This window comes from Herbiconiux gentiana (assembly GCF_024978135.1).
Taxonomy (GTDB): Bacteria; Actinomycetota; Actinomycetes; order Actinomycetales; family Microbacteriaceae; genus Herbiconiux; species Herbiconiux gentiana.
In genome coordinates this window covers 655,367-671,683 of sequence record NZ_JANTEZ010000003.1, presented here as the reverse complement: position 1 = coordinate 671,683, position 16,317 = coordinate 655,367, and the positions used below count along the sequence as shown (strand labels likewise).

Here is a 16,317-nt window from a genome sequence, read left to right as displayed (position 1 = left end):
GGCGAACTCACCCGAACCCGCCGGCGCCGGCCACGCAGAACCCACCCCCCACACGCAGAACGCGCGGAAGGTCAGTGACCCTCCTCCGCGAGCTTCGTGATCCCGGCCTGCACGATCGCGTCGGCCTCGGCGGCGTCGCCCCAGCCCTCGATCTTGACCCACTTGTTGGGCTCGAGATCCTTGTAACGGGCGAAGAAGTGCTCGATCTCCTTGCGGGTCTGCTCCGGAACATCGCTGATGTCCTGGATGTGCGCCCAGCGCGGGTCCTTGTGGGGCACCACGACGACCTTGGCGTCGGAGCCGGCCTCGTCGCTCATGTTGAGCACGCCCACGGGGCGCACCTTCACGCCCACGCCCGGGAACACGGGGTACTCGAGCAGCACCAGCGCGTCGACGGGGTCGCCGTCGAGGCCGAGGGTGTTCTCGAAGTACCCGTAGTCGGTGGGGTAGACGAAGCTCGTGAAGAGCACGCGGTCGAGGTACACGCGACCGGTCTCGTGGTCGACTTCGTACTTGTTGCGGCTCCCCTTGGGGATCTCGACGACGACGTCGTACTCGGCCATGATCTGCTGCTCCCTCGTTGTGGACGACGGCGCCGGATGCGCGCCGCGAAACTGCAATAACGTTACTGGATGCAGACCGACGGCCGCCGACCGCGCCTCACCCCGGCGATCGCCGACGTGCGCCGCGCCGTGCGCGAGAGCCTGCCCGACGTCACCCGGGCGGCCGACGCGGCGACTGCCCGACGCAGCAGGCGAGCGGATGCCCGGGCCGACCTCCTCGTCGCCCTCAGCGGTGGCCCCGACTCCCTCGCCCTCGCGGCGGCCGCGGCCTTCGAGGCGCCCCGCGCCGGGCTCCGCGCCGGCGCCGTGATCGTCGACCACGCCCTGCAGCCCGGTTCCGCCGACGTCGCGGAGCGCGCCGCCCGCCAGGCCGAGGAGCTCGGCCTCGCCCCCGTGATCGTGACGCGGGTGACGATCGACGGAAGGGGCGGCCCCGAAGCCGCCGCCCGCGCCGCCCGCTACGCCGCCATCGACGAGGCGCTCGCCGCGACCGGTGCCGTCGCCGTCCTGCTCGGCCACACGCTCGACGACCAGGCCGAGACGGTTCTGCTCGGCCTCGGCCGCGGCGCCGGGGCCGTCAGCCTCCGCGGCATGGCGGCGGTCGCCGAGCAGCCGGGCGGGACGCGCATCCGCCCCCTGCTCGGCACCAGACGCGAGCAGACCCACGACTTCTGCCGCGACGCCGGCCTCGAGCCCTGGCATGACCCGCACAACGACAGCGCGGCCTTCACCCGCGTGCGCGTGCGCCAGGGCGTGCTGCCGATGCTCGAGCGCGAGCTCGGCCCGAGGGTCGCCGAAGCGCTCGCCCGCACCGCCGAGCAGCTGCGCGAGGACGACGACACCCTGCACGCCATGGCGATCGAGACCATCGAAGACCTCGTGGAGCACGCCGAGGCGGGCATCGCCATCTCGGCGCCCGCGCTCGAGGCGAACCCGCCGGCGCTCCGGAACCGGATCATCCGCTACGTCGTCGAGAGCGAGTTCGGCATGTCGCTCTCGCGCGCGCAGACCCTCGCGGTGGTGGCGCTGGTGACCGACTGGCACGGCCAGAAGGGCGTCGATCTGCCAGGGATTAGAGTGGTGCGGCGGGGCGCGCTGCTCGAGTTCGCCCGCGCTTAGGCCAGGCACCACAGCCCGAGCCGTCGCAACCGCCCGGAGCCCGCGCCGGGCCGACCCCGAGGCCCCGAGAGGAACAGCATGGACATCGACGACGTTCGCGACGACATCACCGAGGTGCTGCTCACCGAGGAGCAGATCGCCGGGAAGATCGCCGAGCTCGCCCGCCGCATCGAGGCCGACTACACGGATGACGACGACGTCCTGCTCGTGGGTGTGCTGCGCGGCGCGGTGATGGTCATGGCCGACCTGGCTCGCGAGCTGCGGCTGCAGCTGAACATGGACTGGATGGCGGTCTCGTCGTACGGCTCCGGCACGCAGTCGAGCGGTGTGGTGCGCATCCTGAAAGACCTCGACACCGACATCACCGGCCGCAAGGTGCTGATCGTCGAGGACATCATCGACTCCGGCCTCACCCTGTCGTGGCTGCTCGCGAACCTGCGCAGCCGGGGCGCCGCCTCGGTCGAGATCTGCGCGCTGCTGCGCAAGCCCGAGGCCGTGAAGGTCGAGATCGACGTGCGCTACGTCGGCTACGACATCCCGAACGCCTTCGTCGTGGGCTACGGCCTCGACTACGCCGAGCGCTACCGCAACCTGAAGTCGATCGGCGTGCTGGCTCCGCACGTCTATTCCTGAGCAACACTCGATTAAAGCGAGCGGATGCACTAGCCTCCTCGTGGGTGGGCCGACGAAAGGCCGTCCCGTGCGCTCATCCCGTTCCTCGCTGCTCAGAGCCGTGTCGGCCGGTGCGCTCGTGCTGGCTGCGGTCGCCATCGCCGTCCCGGCCCACGCGGAGCCCGGCTTCGCCGACCCGCGGGCACCACGCTGCACGGCACTGACCTCCGATCCGCAGACCGTCGTGGTCGGCGAGCTGACCGCTCTCACCACCCGCTGCACGAGCCCGAGCGGCGCGCCGCTCGCGGTCTCAGCGATGCACGGGGCGGTGACGTCGGTGTTCGGCACCTTCTTCTACCGTGCCGACGAGCCGGGTGACGGCTACGACAAGCTCACCGTGCACATCGCGGGCGTCGGCCCGTCGGGGCCGGGAGCCGTCATCTTGGTGGGCCTGGTCGAACGGTGAGGGCGGTTCGGCCCGGGTGGCGGGCGCTCGCGGTGCCCGCTGTCGTCCTTCTGCTGGTGGGGGTGGGCCTGGGGGCGGCGCCGGGTCGGGCATCCGCTCTTCTGCCGTGGCCGACGTGCGAGACGACGGCCGAGCCGCCTCAGAAGGTCGTCTCGCTGCTCGAGACGAGGCTGCCGACGTGGTGCACGTCGATGATCCCGCGACCGCTGCTGATGATCGCCGAGCACGGGATTGCGACGATCGACGCATACGGGCGGGTGAGCTACCGCTCGGAGCCCGAGTTCCTCGGCGTGGACACCATCTGGGCGGTCGTGACCATCGGCGATCGGCCGTCGATGTACCGCACCGGCTTCGAGGTGGAGGTCGTCGCACCGGCGGCGGCGCGTCCCGACGTGTACGCCGTGCCCGCGGGCACCCGGTTCGAGTCGCCGGTGAGTCTGCTCGCGAACGACGACGTGCCGACGGAGGGCTGGCTGATCCAGCAGGGGAGCACCCCGCCGGCGCTCGGCACGATCGAGATCGACACGGTCACGGGATCGTTCGTCTACACCCCGAGACCCGGCGCGGCGGGAGTCGACACCGTCCGCTACCGGCTCACCGGGCCCGATGGGGGCGCCTATTCGGACGCGGTGACGGTCACGTTGGAGGTGGGCTGAGGGCGGGTCGGGAGGGCGTTCTGGCCCCGTTACGCCCACGGGGAACATGGAGGCTGCGCTCAGTCCGTGACGGGTACCCTTGCAGCACGACATAGGCACCGTGCCGCCGCCACCGGCACACCGAGCGTAGAAGAGTCATGAACGCGAAACGCATCCTTCGATCTCCCATCCCCTACATCCTGCTCGGCGCCATCGCGCTGTGGATCGGGTTCAGCCTCATCACCGGCGGCGGCTACCAGCAGGTCACCACGCAGGAGGGGCTCGGGTTCCTCTCGAGCGGCAAGGTCTCCGAGGCGACCATCATCGACGGCGAGCAGCGCGTCGACATGACGCTCGCGAACGCCGACGACAAGTACGGCACGAAGGTGCAGTTCTACTACGTCGCCCCGCGCGGTGAAGAGGTCGTCAACGCGGTCACCACCGCCGAGCCCGCCGACGGCTACAACGACGAGGTGCCCCAGCAGAACTGGCTGCTCTCCGCCCTCGGGCTGCTGCTGCCGATCATCCTGATCGGTGCCTTCTTCTGGTTCATGCTCTCGGGCATGCAGGGTGGCGGCAACAAGGTCATGCAGTTCGGCAAGTCGAAGGCGAAGCTCGTCTCGAAGGAGTCGCCGAAGGTCACCTTCGCCGACGTGGCCGGCGCCGAGGAGGCGCTGGAGGAGCTCGAGGAGATCAAGGACTTCCTGAAGGAGCCCGCCAAGTTCCTCGCGGTCGGTGCGCGCATCCCGAAGGGCGTGCTGCTGTACGGCCCTCCCGGAACGGGCAAGACCCTGCTCGCCCGCGCCGTCGCCGGCGAGGCCGGCGTGCCGTTCTACTCCATCTCGGGCTCCGACTTCGTCGAGATGTTCGTCGGCGTCGGTGCGAGCCGCGTGCGCGACCTGTTCCAGCAGGCGAAGGAGAACTCGCCCGCCATCATCTTCATCGACGAGATCGACGCCGTCGGCCGCCACCGCGGTGCCGGCATGGGCGGCGGTCACGACGAGCGCGAGCAGACCCTCAACCAGCTCCTCGTCGAGATGGACGGCTTCGATGTGAAGACGAACGTCATCCTGATCGCGGCGACGAACCGCCCCGACATCCTCGACCCCGCTCTGCTGCGTCCCGGCCGCTTCGACCGCCAGATCGGCGTCGACGCGCCCGACCTGAACGGCCGCCGCATGATCCTCGAGGTGCACGGCCGCGGCAAGCCGCTCGCCGCCGGGGTCGACCTCGAGGTCGTCGCCCGCAAGACCCCGGGCTTCACCGGTGCCGATCTGGCGAACGTGCTGAACGAGGCCGCGCTGCTCACCGCGCGCAGCAACGCTCAGCTCATCGACAACCGCGCCCTCGACGAGGCCATCGACCGCGTCATCGCCGGCCCACAGCGTCGCACCCGCATCATGCGCGACCAGGAGAAGCTGGTCACGGCCTACCACGAGGGCGGCCACGCCCTGGTCGCGGCGGCGATGAACAACACCGACCCGGTCACCAAGGTGACGATCCTGCCGCGCGGCCGAGCCCTCGGCTACACGATGGTGCTGCCGCTGGAAGACCGCTACTCGGTCAGCCGCAACGAGCTGCTCGACCAGCTGGCCTACGCCATGGGCGGCCGCGTCGCCGAAGAGGTCGTGTTCCACGACCCGACCACGGGCGCGTCCAACGACATCGAGAAGGCCACCGGCACCGCCCGCAAGATGGTCACCGAGTACGGCATGACCGCCTCGCTCGGCGCCGTGAAGCTGGGCAGCGCCTCGGGTGAGATGTTCCTCGGCCGCAACATGGGCCATGAGCGCGACTACTCCGAGAGCCTCGCGCAGCAGGTCGACGCGGAGGTGCGCGCCCTCATCGAGGCCGCGCACGACGAGGCCTGGAAGGTGCTGAACGCCAACCGGCAGATCCTCGACCGCCTGGCCGCCGAGCTGCTCGAGAAGGAGACGCTCGACCACGATCAGCTGGCCGAGATCTTCGAGGGCATCGAGAAGCTGCCGCCGCGTCCGCAGTGGCTGTCGAGCCAGAATCGGCCCGTGTCGACGCTGCCCCCGGTGGCGTTCCCCACGGCGAAGGCCCCCATCGACGGTGCCGCCGTCGACGGCGGCGTCGGCTCGGAGCCCGAACCGGAGTCGAAGTCGAAGCGCGCGCCGCGCATCAACCCCCGCCCCGCCACCGCCTAGGCGTCACGTGACCGTCGACCGCGGCAGGATCGAGGCCGCCGTCAGCGAGATCCTCGCGGCCATCGGAGACGATCCGGGCCGCGAGGGTCTCGTCGACACGCCCCGGCGCGTGGCCGAGCTGCTCGCCGAGCTCTACGCCGGCACCGGGCTCGACCCGGCCGAGGCGCTCGGCACCACCTTCGCGGCGGGGCCGACGGCCGCCTCGTCCTCGGGCGGGTCGGCGACCCCGGCCGCGCCGACTGCGGCCACACCGATTGCGGGCGGGCGGGCGGATGCTCAGGCCGGCCCCGTGCTCCTCCGGGACATCGCGTTCCGCTCGGTCTGCGAGCACCACCTGCTGCCGTTCGAGGGCGTCGCCCATGTGGCCTACCTCCCGGGCGACGAGGTCGCCGGGCTCGGCGGCATCGTGCGCGTGGTCGAGTCGGCCGCCTCGCGGCCCCAGCTGCAGGAGCGCCTCACCGACGACATCGCGGATGCGCTGCAGCGCGGTCTCGGCGCCCGCGGCGTGCTCGTCGTGCTCGACGCCCGCCACGGCTGCGTCACGGCCCGCGGCCCCCGCCAGACCGGAAGCACCACCCTCACCCTCGCCGCCCGCGGAGAGCTCGCCGACCCGGCCGCCCGCGCGGAGCTCACCACGCTCATCGCGGCCCCGCGCCATCCCGTCGCGGGCGGCACCGAGGTCGTGGGCGGCACAGCGGTTGAGGGCGGCACAGAGGTCGACGGCGGCATCGAGGTCGAGGGCGGCACAGCGACGGGGGCCGGGCGATGACCAGCATCATGGGCATCCTGAACGTCACGCCCGACTCGTTCAGCGACGGCGGCCGGTTCGTCGACCGCGACGCCGCCGTGAAGCACGCGCTCGGCATGGTGGCGCGCGGGGCCGACATCGTCGACGTCGGCGGTGAGTCGACGAGGCCGGGGGCGGCGCGGGTCGCGATCTCGGAGGAGCGCCGCCGGGTGCTGCCCGTCGTGCGCGACCTCGTTGCGCAGGGCGTCACCGTCAGCGTCGACACGATGAACGCCTCCACCGCCGCCGCGGCGATCGAGGCCGGCGCCGCCATCGTCAACGACGTCTCGGGCGGTCTCGCCGACCCCGAGATGGACGACCTGATCGTCGGCAGCGACGCGCGCTTCGTCGTGATGCACTGGCGCGGTCACAGCGACGGCATGAACGAGCTGGCGCGCTACCACGACGTCGTCGCGGAGGTGGCGGCGGAGCTCGAGCTGCGCGCCGCCCAGTTGATCGTGAAGGGCGTTGACCCGGGGCGGCTGATCCTCGACCCGGGGCTCGGATTCGCGAAGAACGCCGACCACAACTGGGCCGTGCTCGGCCGGCTCGACCGCCTGGTCTCGCTCGGGCTGCCGGTGCTGATCGGGGCTTCGCGCAAGCGGTTCCTGGCCGACCTCGTTCCGGGCGGGGCCACCGCGGTCGAGCGTGATCTGGCATCCTCGACGGTGGCGGCGCTCGCGGTGAACGCCGGGGCCTGGGGGGTGCGCGTGCACGACGTGTCGCTCACCCGGGGCGCGGTCGACGTGGCCGACGCGTGGCTGCGGGGCCGGAACGGAACGGGGCCCACACGATGACGACGGGGGAGAGCATCCTGGACGAGCTCGACGTGCTCACGCTGACCGGCCTCGAGGTGTTCGCGCACCACGGCGTCTTCGACTTCGAGCGCGAGAACGGTCAGCTGTTCGTGCTCGACGTGCAGCTGTGGCTCGACACCTCGGCGGCGGCCGGCGGCGACGACCTGGCCGCGACGGTGCACTACGGCGAACTCGCCGAGGAGATCGCGGCGGCGGTGGCGAGCGACCCCGTCGATCTGATCGAGACGCTCGCCGAGCGCGTGGCGGGTGTGGTGCTCGCGCATCCGCCGGTGCGTCAGACGCGGGTCGTGGTGCACAAGCCGGATGCGCCGATCACCGTGCCGTTCGCCGACGTCAGCATCACCATCACGCGACGTCCCGCCCCCGCTGCCCCGGCCTCCGCAGCCGAAGCCCCCGCTGCCCCCGCCCACGACTCACCGCCCCCCGCTCCCAGCCCCACGAGAACGGCCCCCGCATGAACCCCCGCCCCATCGGCAGCGTCGAGCGCCGCATCATCCGGCTGCCGGCGGTGCTCGCCTTCGGCAGCAACCTCGGCGACCGCGAGGCCACCATCCTCGCCGCCGTCGAAGACCTCCGCGCCACCCCGGGCATCGAGGTCGAAAAGATCTCCCGTCTCTACGAGACCGTCGCGGTGAAGCCGCAGGGCATCGACGTCGACGCGCCCGGCTACCTCAACGCGGCCGCCACCATCCGCACCAGCCTGCACCCCGAGGAACTGCTCGGCGAGGTCAACCGCATCGAGCACGAGCACGGCCGCGTGCGCACCGAGCGCTGGGGCGACCGCACCCTCGACGTCGACATCGTCACCTTCGCGTCGATCGTGCGCGACACCCCGCGCCTCACCCTCCCGCACCCGCGTGCGGCCGAACGCGACTTCGTGCTCGTCCCGTGGCTCGAGATCGACCCCGACGCGACCCTCCCGGGCATCGGTCGGGCGGATGCTCTGCTCGACTCCATCCCGCAGACCACCCTGCGCCCCTACGTGGGGGAGACGCGGTGAGGCACACCCGTCCGCTGACCCTGGTGGCCTTCGCGGCGGTCGGGCTCGCCTTGGGCTTCGTGCTCGAGGTGGCGCTCGCGTCGGCGGGGCAGCCGGTGCTCATCCCGCCGTACACGCTGACGATCACGCTCGTCGCGGCGGCGGCGATCGTCGTGGTGCTGGCGGTGCCGATCGCTCGAGCGCTGCGGGGGCGGTCGACCGCGCGGATCAACCCGTTCCGGGCGATGCGCGTCGTCGTGCTGGCGAAGGCGTCGAGCCTCGTGGGCAGCCTGATCGCGGGGCTGTCGGCGGGCGCCGTGGTCTTCCTGCTCACCCGGCCGGTGATCGCCGACCTGGGCTCGATCTGGCCGGGCATCGCGGCCGCGGTCTCGGGGGTCGTGCTGCTGGTGGCCGGCCTCGTGGCCGAGCGGCTCTGCACCCTGCCGCCCGACGAGCCCGACGACGCCGCCGGCGCGGGCGCCGCATGAGCCGCCTCACGGCGGGCGACCCCCCGCCGCCCGGGTCCGGCCCACCCGATTCCGGCGCGGCCGAGCCCGGTGCCGACGCGAGTCGGCCCACCCCCGGCGACGACTGGCGCGGCGTGAGCCCGAAATTCGTGGGCGTCGAGCTCGTGTCGAGCCTGGTCGGCGGCCTCGTGCTCTGCGCCGTGACGGTACCGTTCATCCTGCTCCGCACCTGGTTCGGCTGGCCCGCGCTGGCGGTCGCCGTCGTCGTCACGATCGTCGCCCTCGCGCTCGCCCCGCGCCGGGTGCGCGCCATCGGCTACCGGCTGCGCGCCGACGACCTCGTGTTCCGTCGCGGCATCATGTTCCACCGCGTGGTCTCGGTGCCCTACGGGCGCATGCAGCTCATCGACATCAACCGCGGCCCCGTCGCGCGCGCCCTCGGTCTCGCCGAGCTGAAGTTCGTCACCGCGGCCGCCGCCACCGGCGTCGCCATCCCCGGGCTCGTCGCCGCCGACGCCGACGCGCTGCGCGACCGCCTGGTCGAGCTCGCCGAGTCGCGCCGCGTCGGCCTGTGAGACCGCCCCGATGACCGCACCCGACACGGGCCCACCGTCAGACCCTGCGGCCCTCCCGCCCACCACAGCCCTCACCGACGGCGGCTGGCACCGCCTGCACCCCGCGACCCCGCTGCTGCGCGGCGGGATCGTGCTGATCGCCATCCTCGGCTTCGTGCTCGCCAACTTCCGCGAGCGGCTCGTCGACTGGGTCTTCGGCGCCCCCGAGCTGCCGGGCGACCCCCTCCAGACCGCCTACGAGCGCGGCCAGATCGGCTGGCTGTCGCTCATCGTCGTCGCAGCCCTCGTCGTCGGCGTCGTCAGCTTCTACGTCTCCTGGCGCCTGCACACCTTCCGCGTCGGAGACGACGTGGTCGAGGTGCGCAGCGGCGTGCTCTTCCGCACCCACCGCCGAGCCCGGCTCGACCGCATTCAGGGCGTGTCGATCTCGCGGCCGTTCTTCGCCCGCCTGTTCGGCGCGGCCCGCCTCGAGATCAGCGTCGCCGGCCAGGACGCCAAGGTCCAGCTCGCCTACCTCGGCAGCACCCAGGCCGACGACCTCCGCCGCGACGTCCTGCTGCTCGCCTCGGGTGCCCAGCTCGCCCACGCCCAGGCGACGGGAGCCCCGACGGCGCTGCCCCTCGACCCGGCGACGATCGCGCAGGCCGGGGCCGAGGCGAGTGCCGGGGCCGACGCCGTGCCCCACGCCGACACAGTGGCCGGCGCATCCGCTACCCACCCCGGCCTCGTGAACCAGCGGATGCGCGAACTGCTCGCCCCCGAGCTCGACCCCGCCCTCGCCGCCCCCGAATCGGTGGTGAAGATCCCGCCCGGGCGTCTGATCGCCTCGCTCGTGCTGAGCGGATTCACCGTCGTGCTGCTGATCGTCGCCGCGTTCATCGTGGTGAGCTCGGTGATGGGGGAGCGGGGCCTGTTCGTCATCCTGATCGTGCCGGGTCTCGCGGCAGCCATCGGCTACTACTTCAACCGCTTCACGAAGTCGTTGCGGTACAGCATCGCGGGCACCCCCGACGGCGTGCGGGTCGGCTTCGGGCTGCTCTCGACGAGCAACGACACGCTGCCGCCCGGGCGCATCCACGCGATCGAGGTGAGCCAGCCGCTGCTCTGGCGGCCGGCGGGCTGGTGGATGATCCGCATCAACCGCGCGGGCGCCGCCGGCGAGGGCTCCGCGCAGACCAGCACGACGATGCTCCCGGTCGGCACCCTCGACGACGTGCGCACGGTGCTCGGGCTGCTGCTGCCGTCGCTGGCGCACCCCGCGGCGGAGGCCGGCTCCGACGGCGCCGGCCCCTACGAGACCGCCGCGCCGTCCACCCGCGACATCGTCCTCGCCGGACTCACCGCCCGCTCCGGCGACGGCTTCACCGATGCGCCCCGCCGGGCCTGGCCCATCCGCCCGCTCTCCTGGCGGCGCACCGGCTGGGCCCTCACCGACGACGCGGTCCTGCTGCGCTCGGGCTTCGTCTGGCGCCATCTCTCGGTCGTCCCGCTGGCGCGGGTGCAGAGCCTGCGCATCTCCCAGGGCCCGCTGCTCCGGATGCTCGACCTCGTCGACCTCGCGGTGCAGACCGTCGCGGGCCCCGTGCGCGCCAGTGTGCCGGCGGCCGACCGTGCGACGGGCACCGCCGCCTTCGAGCTCGTCACCGCCCGAGTCGTGGACGCCTCCCGCACCGACACCTCCCACCGCTGGTCCGCCCGCGCCGCCCCGCCGCCGCCGACGCCCCTCACCCCGCCGGCTCCCTCCATCCCGCCGGCTTCCTCCACCCCGCCGGCTCCCTCCACCCCGCCCACCCCCTCCACCCCCGAAGGAGACCCCCGATGAGACCCTCCGAGCGCACCGGCCGCCTCGGCATCGGAGTCATCGGCGCCGGCCGCGTCGGCCCCGTGCTCGGCGCCGCCCTCGCCAACGCCGGCCACGCGATCGTCGGCGTCTCCGCCATCTCCGACGCCAGCCGCGAGCGGGCCGAGGTCATGCTCCCGGGAGCCCCCATTCTCCCCATCCCCGAGCTCGTCGAACGCAGCGAGCTCGTGCTGATCGCGGTCCCCTCAGCCGAGCTCCCCGGCCTGATCGCCGGCCTCGCCGAGACCGGCGCCTGGCAGATGGGCCAGCTCGTTCTGCACACCGCCCCCGAGTTCGGCGCCGACGTGTTCGCGCCTGCACGGGCGGCCGGTGTGATCCCGCTGGCCGTGCATCCGGCCATGTCGTTCACCGGAACCAGCGTCGACCTCGCCCGCCTCGCCGGCACCCACTTCGCGGTCACCGCCCCCACCCCCGTGCTGCCCATCGCGCAGGCCCTCGTGGTCGAGATGGGCGGCGAGCCCGTCGTGGTCGCCGAGGCCGACCGACCGGCCTACGCCGAGGCCGTCGAGACCGCCACGACGTTCTCGAGCGCCATCGTCGACCAGGCTGCCGAGCTGCTCGAGTCGATCGGCGTCGAGGCCCCGGGCGCCGTGCTCGCCCCGCTCGTGCGATCGGCCGTCGAGAACGCCCTCGCGCGGGCGGGTGGCGGCGTCGCCCCGGTCTGAGCCGATGGGCGGCCCAGACCGCGGAGGAGCCCGGCCCGCGGAGCATCCCGGCCCGGGTAGCATCGTCGTGGCGGTCTGCGAGGCAGACGGCCCACAGCGAAGGAGTTCCACCGGTGAACCAGGCCGAAACCGACGCCCTCGCCCCGCAGCCGGTCGTCGCCACGACGATCGCCGACGTGCGGCGCCAGATCGAGGCGCTCACCGCGGCGACGGATGCGCGACCCCGCGTCGCCCTCGTGCCCACCATGGGCGCCCTGCACGAGGGTCACCTCGCCCTGGTCGACCGTGCGGCCGAGCTGGCCGACGTCGTGGTGGTGTCGGTCTTCGTCAACCCGCTGCAGTTCACCGACCCGGCCGACCTCGAGCGCTACCCCCGTGACCTCGACGCCGATCTCGCCACCCTCGCCGGGCACGGTGCCGACATCGTCTTCGCGCCCGACGTCACCGAGCTCTACCCGCACGGCGACACCGCCACGCGCGTCACCGCCGGCAAGGTCGGCGGCCTGTTCGAGGGCCGCAGCCGCCCCGGGCACTTCGACGGCGTGCTCACCGTGGTGGCGAAGCTGCTCAACATCGTCGGGCCGCAGGTCGTGCTCTTCGGCGAGAAGGATGCGCAGCAGATCTTCCTCGTGCGCCGCATGATCGCCGACCTCGACCTCCCCGTCGCGGTCGAGGAGGTCGAGACCGTGCGCGACGACGACGGCCTGGCCCTGTCCAGCCGCAACCGCTTCCTCGACGCCCGGGAACGCCGCGCCGCCGTCACGCTGCCGCACGTTCTGGAGGCCGCCGTCTCGGCGTCCGACCGCGGCATCGACGCGGTGCTCGCCGCCGCCCAGTCGGCGGCCATGGGCGAGCAGCTCGTCACGACGGACTACCTCGCGGTGGTCCACCCCGACACCTTCCTCCCGGTCGACGACGACTACACGGGTCCGGCCCGCGTCATCGTGGCGGCCCGCGTCGGCGACACCCGCCTCATCGACAATGCCCCCCTCTACCTCGGCCACTGACCTCGTCACCACCCCTGCCGGAGCCGCACCGCGGGGGCCGGTAAACTGGGGGCGACCTCGAGGAGACCCGTTCCGATGACTGACGCCCAGACGCCGTCCGCCCCCGCCCCCGACACCGAGCTGACGGCCGCCGAGGCCGCCGCCGAGGCGAGCGAGCAGAAGGCGGTGCGCCTGGCCAAGCGCGAGCGGCTGATCGAGTCGGGCGCCGAGGCGTACCCGGTCTCGGTGCCGGTCACCACGACCATCCCCGCCGTGCGCGCGGCCTGGGGCCACCTCGCCGCCGACGAGACGAGCGGCGAGATCGTCGGGCTCGCCGGCCGCGTCGTGCACCTGCGCAACACCGGAAAGCTCTGCTTCGTGTCGCTGCAGTCGGGCGACGGCAGCCGCATCCAGGCGATGGTCTCGCAGGCCAACGTGGGCGAGGAGTCGCTCGCCGCCTTCAAGGAGCTCGTCGACCTCGGCGACCACCTCTTCGTCACGGGCGAGGTCATCTCCTCGCGCCGCGGCGAGCTCAGCGTCATGGCGACCGGGTGGAAGATCGCCGCCAAGGCTGTGCTGCCCCTGCCGAACCTGCACACCGAGCTCTCCGAAGAGACGCGGATGCGCAGCCGCTACCTCGATCTCATCGTGCGCGACGGCGCGCGGCAGATGGTGCGCACCCGCGCGCAGGCCAACGCGTCGCTGCGAAAGACCTTCGCCGAGCGCGACTTCCTCGAGGTCGAGACGCCCATGCTGCAGACCATCCACGGCGGAGCCGCGGCCCGCCCGTTCGCCACGCACTCCAACGCCTTCGACACCGAGCTGTACCTGCGCATCGCGCCGGAGCTCTTCCTCAAGCGCGCCGTGGTCGGCGGCATCGACCGCGTGTTCGAGATCAACCGCAACTTCCGCAACGAGGGTGCCGATTCGTCGCACTCGCCCGAGTTCGCCATGCTCGAGGCCTACGAGAGCTACGGCGACTACGTCTCGATCGCCGAGCTGACCCAGACGCTCATCCAGAACGCGGCGCTCGCCGTCGCCGGCTCGCACATGGTCACCTGGGCCGACGGCACCGAGTACGACCTCGGCGGCGAGTGGGACCGCATCAGCATGTACGAGTCGCTGAGCGCCGCCGCGGGAGTCCAGATTACCCCGCAGACCTCCCTCGCCGACCTGCAGGCGGTCGCCGACCGCGTGGGCGTCGAGGTGCACCTGCCCACCCACGGCAAGCTCGTCGAAGAGCTCTGGGAGCACTTCGTGAAGCCCGGGCTCGTGAGCCCCACCTTCGTGATGGACTTTCCGGTCGACACCAGCCCGCTCACCCGCGCGCACCGCTCGATCGAGGGCGTCGTCGAGAAGTGGGACCTCTACATCAACGGCTTCGAGCTGGCCACCGGCTACTCCGAGCTGGTCGACCCGGTCATCCAGCGCGAGCGCTTCGTCGAGCAGGCGAAGCAGGGTGCGGCCGGCGACGTCGAAGCCATGCGCCTCGACGAGGAGTTCCTACGCGCCCTCGAGTTCGGCATGCCGCCGTCGGGTGGCATGGGCATGGGCATCGACCGGCTGCTGATGGCGCTGACGGGCCTCGGCATCCGCGAGACCATCCTGTTCCCCCTGGTGAAGTAGAGGAGTCCGGCATGAGCATGTTCGGTGGCAAGAAGAACGATCCCCTCGAGCCCGGGAAGAGCGAGCGCGAGAACAACGAGGGCGGCCGCGGCGACGGCACGGGCAACCCGAACAAGCCCACGCCCACGCGCATCGCCATCTGGATCATCGTCGGCGGCGTCGGGCTCTACCTCGTGGGCTCGGGCATCTTCGGCATCCTCACGCACTGAGCACGGGGCGGGCATCCAGCCGGCAGCCCGTACCCAGCGGGGAGCCCGCACCCAGCCGGCAGCCCGTACCATGGAGGTCATGGACGTCCTTCTGCCCGCGCTCTCCGCACTGGCCCCGACCGTGCTGATCGGGCTCGTGTTCTGGTTCATCATGCGCGCGGTGCTGCGGGCCGACAAGTCGGAGCGTCGCGCGAAGGCGAAGATCGAGGCCGAGGAGCGCGCGCGGCTCGGCCTGCCGGCGAAGGCGTCCGCGGAGTAGCCGCCAGACCGATACGGTAGCTCTGAGAGCAACCGAGGAGGCCGCTGTGTCAGGTGGAGACGTCGCGCTCATCGTCGCGCTCCTGCTCCTCCTGCTCGACCTCGCGATCCGCATCGGGTCGATCATCGTCATCCCGCGCAACCGACGCCCGTCGACGGCGATCGCCTGGCTGATGGCCATCTTCCTGATCCCCTACGTGGGCTTCCTGTTGTTCCTCCTGATCGGCTCGTACAAGCTGCCGAAGTCGCGCCGCGACAAGCAGCACGCCATCAACGAGTTCATCGTCGAGACCACCGAGGGAATCGAGCGGGTCAGCCGCGACACCCCGTGGCCGCCCTGGTTCAAGAACGTCGTCGAGCTGAACCGAACGCTCGGCGCGATGCCCCTCGTCGGTGGCAACAACGCCACCCTCATCGGGGACTACGACGAGAGCATCCGTCAGATGACCGCCGACATCGACGAGGCGGGCCGCTACGTGCACGCCGAGTTCTACATCCTGTCCTACGACCGCACCACGAAGCCCTTCTTCGAGGCGCTCGAGGCCGCCGTCAAGCGCGGCGTCACCGTGCGCGTGCTGCTCGACCACATCGCCTCGGTGCGTGCGCCCGGCCACAAGAAGACGGTCAAGATGCTCAACAGCATCGGCGTGACCTGGCACTTCATGCTGCCGGTGCAGCCCCTCCGCGGGCGCTGGCAGCGTCCCGACCTGCGCAACCACCGCAAGATCCTCGTGATCGACGGCGACGTCGCCTACATGGGCTCGCAGAACGTGGTCGACCGCAGCTACAACAAGAAGTCGAATCTGCGCCGCGGCCTGATGTGGCAAGACCTGATGACCCGGCTCGAGGGGCCGATCGTCGCGGGCATCAACGCCATCTTCATCACCGACTGGTACAGCGAGTCGAACGAGCTGCTGCTGCGCGAGACCCGCGCGATCACCGACGACATCATCGCCGACGAGCCGGATGCCCTCGACATGCAGGTGGTCCCCTCCGGCCCCGGGTTCGACGGCGAGAACAACCTGCGCCTGTTCCTCGCGCTGCTCTACAACGCGCAGGAGCGCATCGTCATCACGAGCCCCTACTTCGTGCCCGACGACGCCATGCTCTACGCCATCACCACGGCGACCCAGCGCGGCGTCACGGTCGACCTCTTCGTCTCGGAGATCGGCGACCAGGCCCTCGTCTACCACGCCCAGCGCTCGTACTACGAGGCGCTGCTGCGCGCGGGCGTGCGCATCTACATGTACCAGTCGCCGTACATCCTGCACGCGAAGCACTTCACCATCGACGACGAGGTCGCCGTGATCGGCTCGAGCAACATGGACATGCGCTCGTTCAGCCTGAACATGGAGGTCTCGCTGATGGTGCGCGGCCGCGACTTCGTGACGGCCATGCGCGGCGTCGAAGACCGCTACCGCACGGTCAGCCGCGAGCTCACCCTCGACGAGTGGCACAAGCAGCCGCTGCGCTCCACGATCCTCGACAACCTGGCGCGCCTCACCTCGGGCCTGCAGTAG

Annotated in this window: 19 protein-coding genes; 18 read left to right on the top strand and 1 reads right to left on the bottom strand. The window is 71.8% G+C overall.

What is annotated here, in order from left to right; all coding sequences use genetic code 11:
- Nucleotides 1–71: 71 nt before the first annotated feature.
- Nucleotides 72–563 carry an inorganic diphosphatase gene (ppa, locus tag NVV95_RS10385; protein ID WP_259486451.1) on the bottom strand — a complete coding sequence of 164 codons (492 nt, stop codon included), beginning with the start codon at nt 561–563 and terminating at the stop codon, nt 72–74.
- Nucleotides 564–632: 69 nt separating this feature from the next.
- Between ppa and tilS the strand changes: the two genes are divergently transcribed.
- The 18 genes from tilS to cls all read left to right on the top strand — a co-directional run bounded on the left by tilS (nt 633) and on the right by cls (nt 16,317).
- Nucleotides 633–1,682 (top strand): tRNA lysidine(34) synthetase TilS, encoded by a 1,050-nt coding sequence (gene tilS / locus NVV95_RS10380; RefSeq protein WP_259486450.1) that lies wholly within the window; start codon nt 633–635, stop codon nt 1,680–1,682.
- Between the two features lie 78 nt (nt 1,683–1,760).
- On the top strand, nt 1,761–2,315 hold the full coding sequence (gene hpt / locus NVV95_RS10375; protein ID WP_259486449.1) for a hypoxanthine phosphoribosyltransferase: 555 nt from the start codon (nt 1,761–1,763) through the stop codon (nt 2,313–2,315).
- A gap of 67 nt (nt 2,316–2,382) precedes the next feature.
- Nucleotides 2,383–2,760 (top strand): hypothetical protein, encoded by a 378-nt coding sequence (locus NVV95_RS10370; RefSeq protein WP_259486447.1) that lies wholly within the window; start codon nt 2,383–2,385, stop codon nt 2,758–2,760.
- Nucleotides 2,761–2,792: 32 nt separating this feature from the next.
- On the top strand, nt 2,793–3,416 hold the full coding sequence (locus NVV95_RS10365; RefSeq protein ID WP_259486446.1) for an Ig-like domain-containing protein: 624 nt from the start codon (nt 2,793–2,795) through the stop codon (nt 3,414–3,416).
- A gap of 137 nt (nt 3,417–3,553) precedes the next feature.
- Nucleotides 3,554–5,566 (top strand): ATP-dependent zinc metalloprotease FtsH, encoded by a 2,013-nt coding sequence (ftsH, locus tag NVV95_RS10360; RefSeq protein ID WP_259486445.1) that lies wholly within the window; start codon nt 3,554–3,556, stop codon nt 5,564–5,566.
- Between the two features lie 7 nt (nt 5,567–5,573).
- Complete coding sequence (gene folE, locus NVV95_RS10355; RefSeq protein WP_259486444.1) at nt 5,574–6,335, top strand: GTP cyclohydrolase I; 762 nt, start codon at nt 5,574–5,576, stop codon at nt 6,333–6,335.
- A complete protein-coding gene (gene folP, locus NVV95_RS10350) occupies nt 6,332–7,150 on the top strand; it encodes a dihydropteroate synthase (protein WP_259486443.1) in 819 nt (272 codons plus the stop codon). Before folE ends, folP begins: the two co-directional genes overlap by 4 nt.
- Nucleotides 7,147–7,629, top strand: a complete 483-nt coding sequence (folB, locus tag NVV95_RS10345) for a dihydroneopterin aldolase (RefSeq protein WP_259486442.1) — start codon at nt 7,147–7,149, stop codon at nt 7,627–7,629. Before folP ends, folB begins: the two co-directional genes overlap by 4 nt.
- On the top strand, nt 7,626–8,171 hold the full coding sequence (gene folK / locus NVV95_RS10340) for a 2-amino-4-hydroxy-6-hydroxymethyldihydropteridine diphosphokinase (RefSeq protein ID WP_259486441.1): 546 nt from the start codon (nt 7,626–7,628) through the stop codon (nt 8,169–8,171). Before folB ends, folK begins: the two co-directional genes overlap by 4 nt.
- Nucleotides 8,168–8,638: a DUF3180 domain-containing protein gene (locus tag NVV95_RS10335; protein ID WP_259486440.1), complete on the top strand. Its 471-nt coding sequence runs from the start codon at nt 8,168–8,170 to the stop codon at nt 8,636–8,638. Before folK ends, NVV95_RS10335 begins: the two co-directional genes overlap by 4 nt.
- A complete protein-coding gene (locus NVV95_RS10330) occupies nt 8,635–9,192 on the top strand; it encodes a PH domain-containing protein (RefSeq protein WP_408611203.1) in 558 nt (185 codons plus the stop codon). The genes NVV95_RS10335 and NVV95_RS10330 overlap by 4 nt, the downstream gene beginning before the upstream one ends.
- Nucleotides 9,193–9,202: 10 nt before the next feature.
- Complete coding sequence (locus NVV95_RS10325; RefSeq protein WP_259486438.1) at nt 9,203–11,014, top strand: PH domain-containing protein; 1,812 nt, start codon at nt 9,203–9,205, stop codon at nt 11,012–11,014.
- A complete protein-coding gene (locus NVV95_RS10320) occupies nt 11,011–11,718 on the top strand; it encodes a Rossmann-like and DUF2520 domain-containing protein (RefSeq protein WP_259486437.1) in 708 nt (235 codons plus the stop codon). The genes NVV95_RS10325 and NVV95_RS10320 overlap by 4 nt, the downstream gene beginning before the upstream one ends.
- A 113-nt stretch (nt 11,719–11,831) precedes the next feature.
- Nucleotides 11,832–12,725: a pantoate--beta-alanine ligase gene (gene panC, locus NVV95_RS10315; protein ID WP_259486435.1), complete on the top strand. Its 894-nt coding sequence runs from the start codon at nt 11,832–11,834 to the stop codon at nt 12,723–12,725.
- 75 nt (nt 12,726–12,800) lie between these two features.
- Nucleotides 12,801–14,330, top strand: a complete 1,530-nt coding sequence (lysS, locus tag NVV95_RS10310; RefSeq protein WP_259486434.1) for a lysine--tRNA ligase — start codon at nt 12,801–12,803, stop codon at nt 14,328–14,330.
- Nucleotides 14,331–14,341: 11 nt separating this feature from the next.
- Nucleotides 14,342–14,539 carry a hypothetical protein gene (locus tag NVV95_RS10305; RefSeq protein WP_194679335.1) on the top strand — a complete coding sequence of 66 codons (198 nt, stop codon included), beginning with the start codon at nt 14,342–14,344 and terminating at the stop codon, nt 14,537–14,539.
- A 79-nt stretch (nt 14,540–14,618) separates the two neighbouring features.
- On the top strand, nt 14,619–14,798 hold the full coding sequence (locus NVV95_RS10300) for a hypothetical protein (protein WP_228507631.1): 180 nt from the start codon (nt 14,619–14,621) through the stop codon (nt 14,796–14,798).
- A gap of 46 nt (nt 14,799–14,844) precedes the next feature.
- Nucleotides 14,845–16,317, top strand: coding sequence for a cardiolipin synthase (gene cls, locus NVV95_RS10295; RefSeq protein WP_259486433.1), 1,473 nt, complete (start codon nt 14,845–14,847; stop codon nt 16,315–16,317).

What these genes read in the sequence shown, in the direction of transcription:
- lysS (WP_259486434.1), top strand. Translation starts at nt 12,801, where the DNA reads ATGACTGACGCCCAGACGCCGTCCGCCCCCGCCCCCGACACCGAGCTG.
- NVV95_RS10330 (WP_408611203.1), top strand. Translation starts at nt 8,635, where the DNA reads ATGAGCCGCCTCACGGCGGGCGACCCCCCGCCGCCCGGGTCCGGCCCA.
- folB (WP_259486442.1), top strand. Translation starts at nt 7,147, where the DNA reads ATGACGACGGGGGAGAGCATCCTGGACGAGCTCGACGTGCTCACGCTG.
- NVV95_RS10320 (WP_259486437.1), top strand. Translation starts at nt 11,011, where the DNA reads ATGAGACCCTCCGAGCGCACCGGCCGCCTCGGCATCGGAGTCATCGGC.
- NVV95_RS10300 (WP_228507631.1), top strand. Translation starts at nt 14,619, where the DNA reads ATGGACGTCCTTCTGCCCGCGCTCTCCGCACTGGCCCCGACCGTGCTG.
- NVV95_RS10325 (WP_259486438.1), top strand. Translation starts at nt 9,203, where the DNA reads ATGACCGCACCCGACACGGGCCCACCGTCAGACCCTGCGGCCCTCCCG.
- folK (WP_259486441.1), top strand. Translation starts at nt 7,626, where the DNA reads ATGAACCCCCGCCCCATCGGCAGCGTCGAGCGCCGCATCATCCGGCTG.
- NVV95_RS10305 (WP_194679335.1), top strand. Translation starts at nt 14,342, where the DNA reads ATGAGCATGTTCGGTGGCAAGAAGAACGATCCCCTCGAGCCCGGGAAG.
- ftsH (WP_259486445.1), top strand. Translation starts at nt 3,554, where the DNA reads ATGAACGCGAAACGCATCCTTCGATCTCCCATCCCCTACATCCTGCTC.
- ppa (WP_259486451.1), bottom strand. Translation starts at nt 563, where the DNA reads ATGGCCGAGTACGACGTCGTCGTCGAGATCCCCAAGGGGAGCCGCAAC.
- tilS (WP_259486450.1), top strand. Translation starts at nt 633, where the DNA reads ATGCAGACCGACGGCCGCCGACCGCGCCTCACCCCGGCGATCGCCGAC.
- hpt (WP_259486449.1), top strand. Translation starts at nt 1,761, where the DNA reads ATGGACATCGACGACGTTCGCGACGACATCACCGAGGTGCTGCTCACC.
- folP (WP_259486443.1), top strand. Translation starts at nt 6,332, where the DNA reads ATGACCAGCATCATGGGCATCCTGAACGTCACGCCCGACTCGTTCAGC.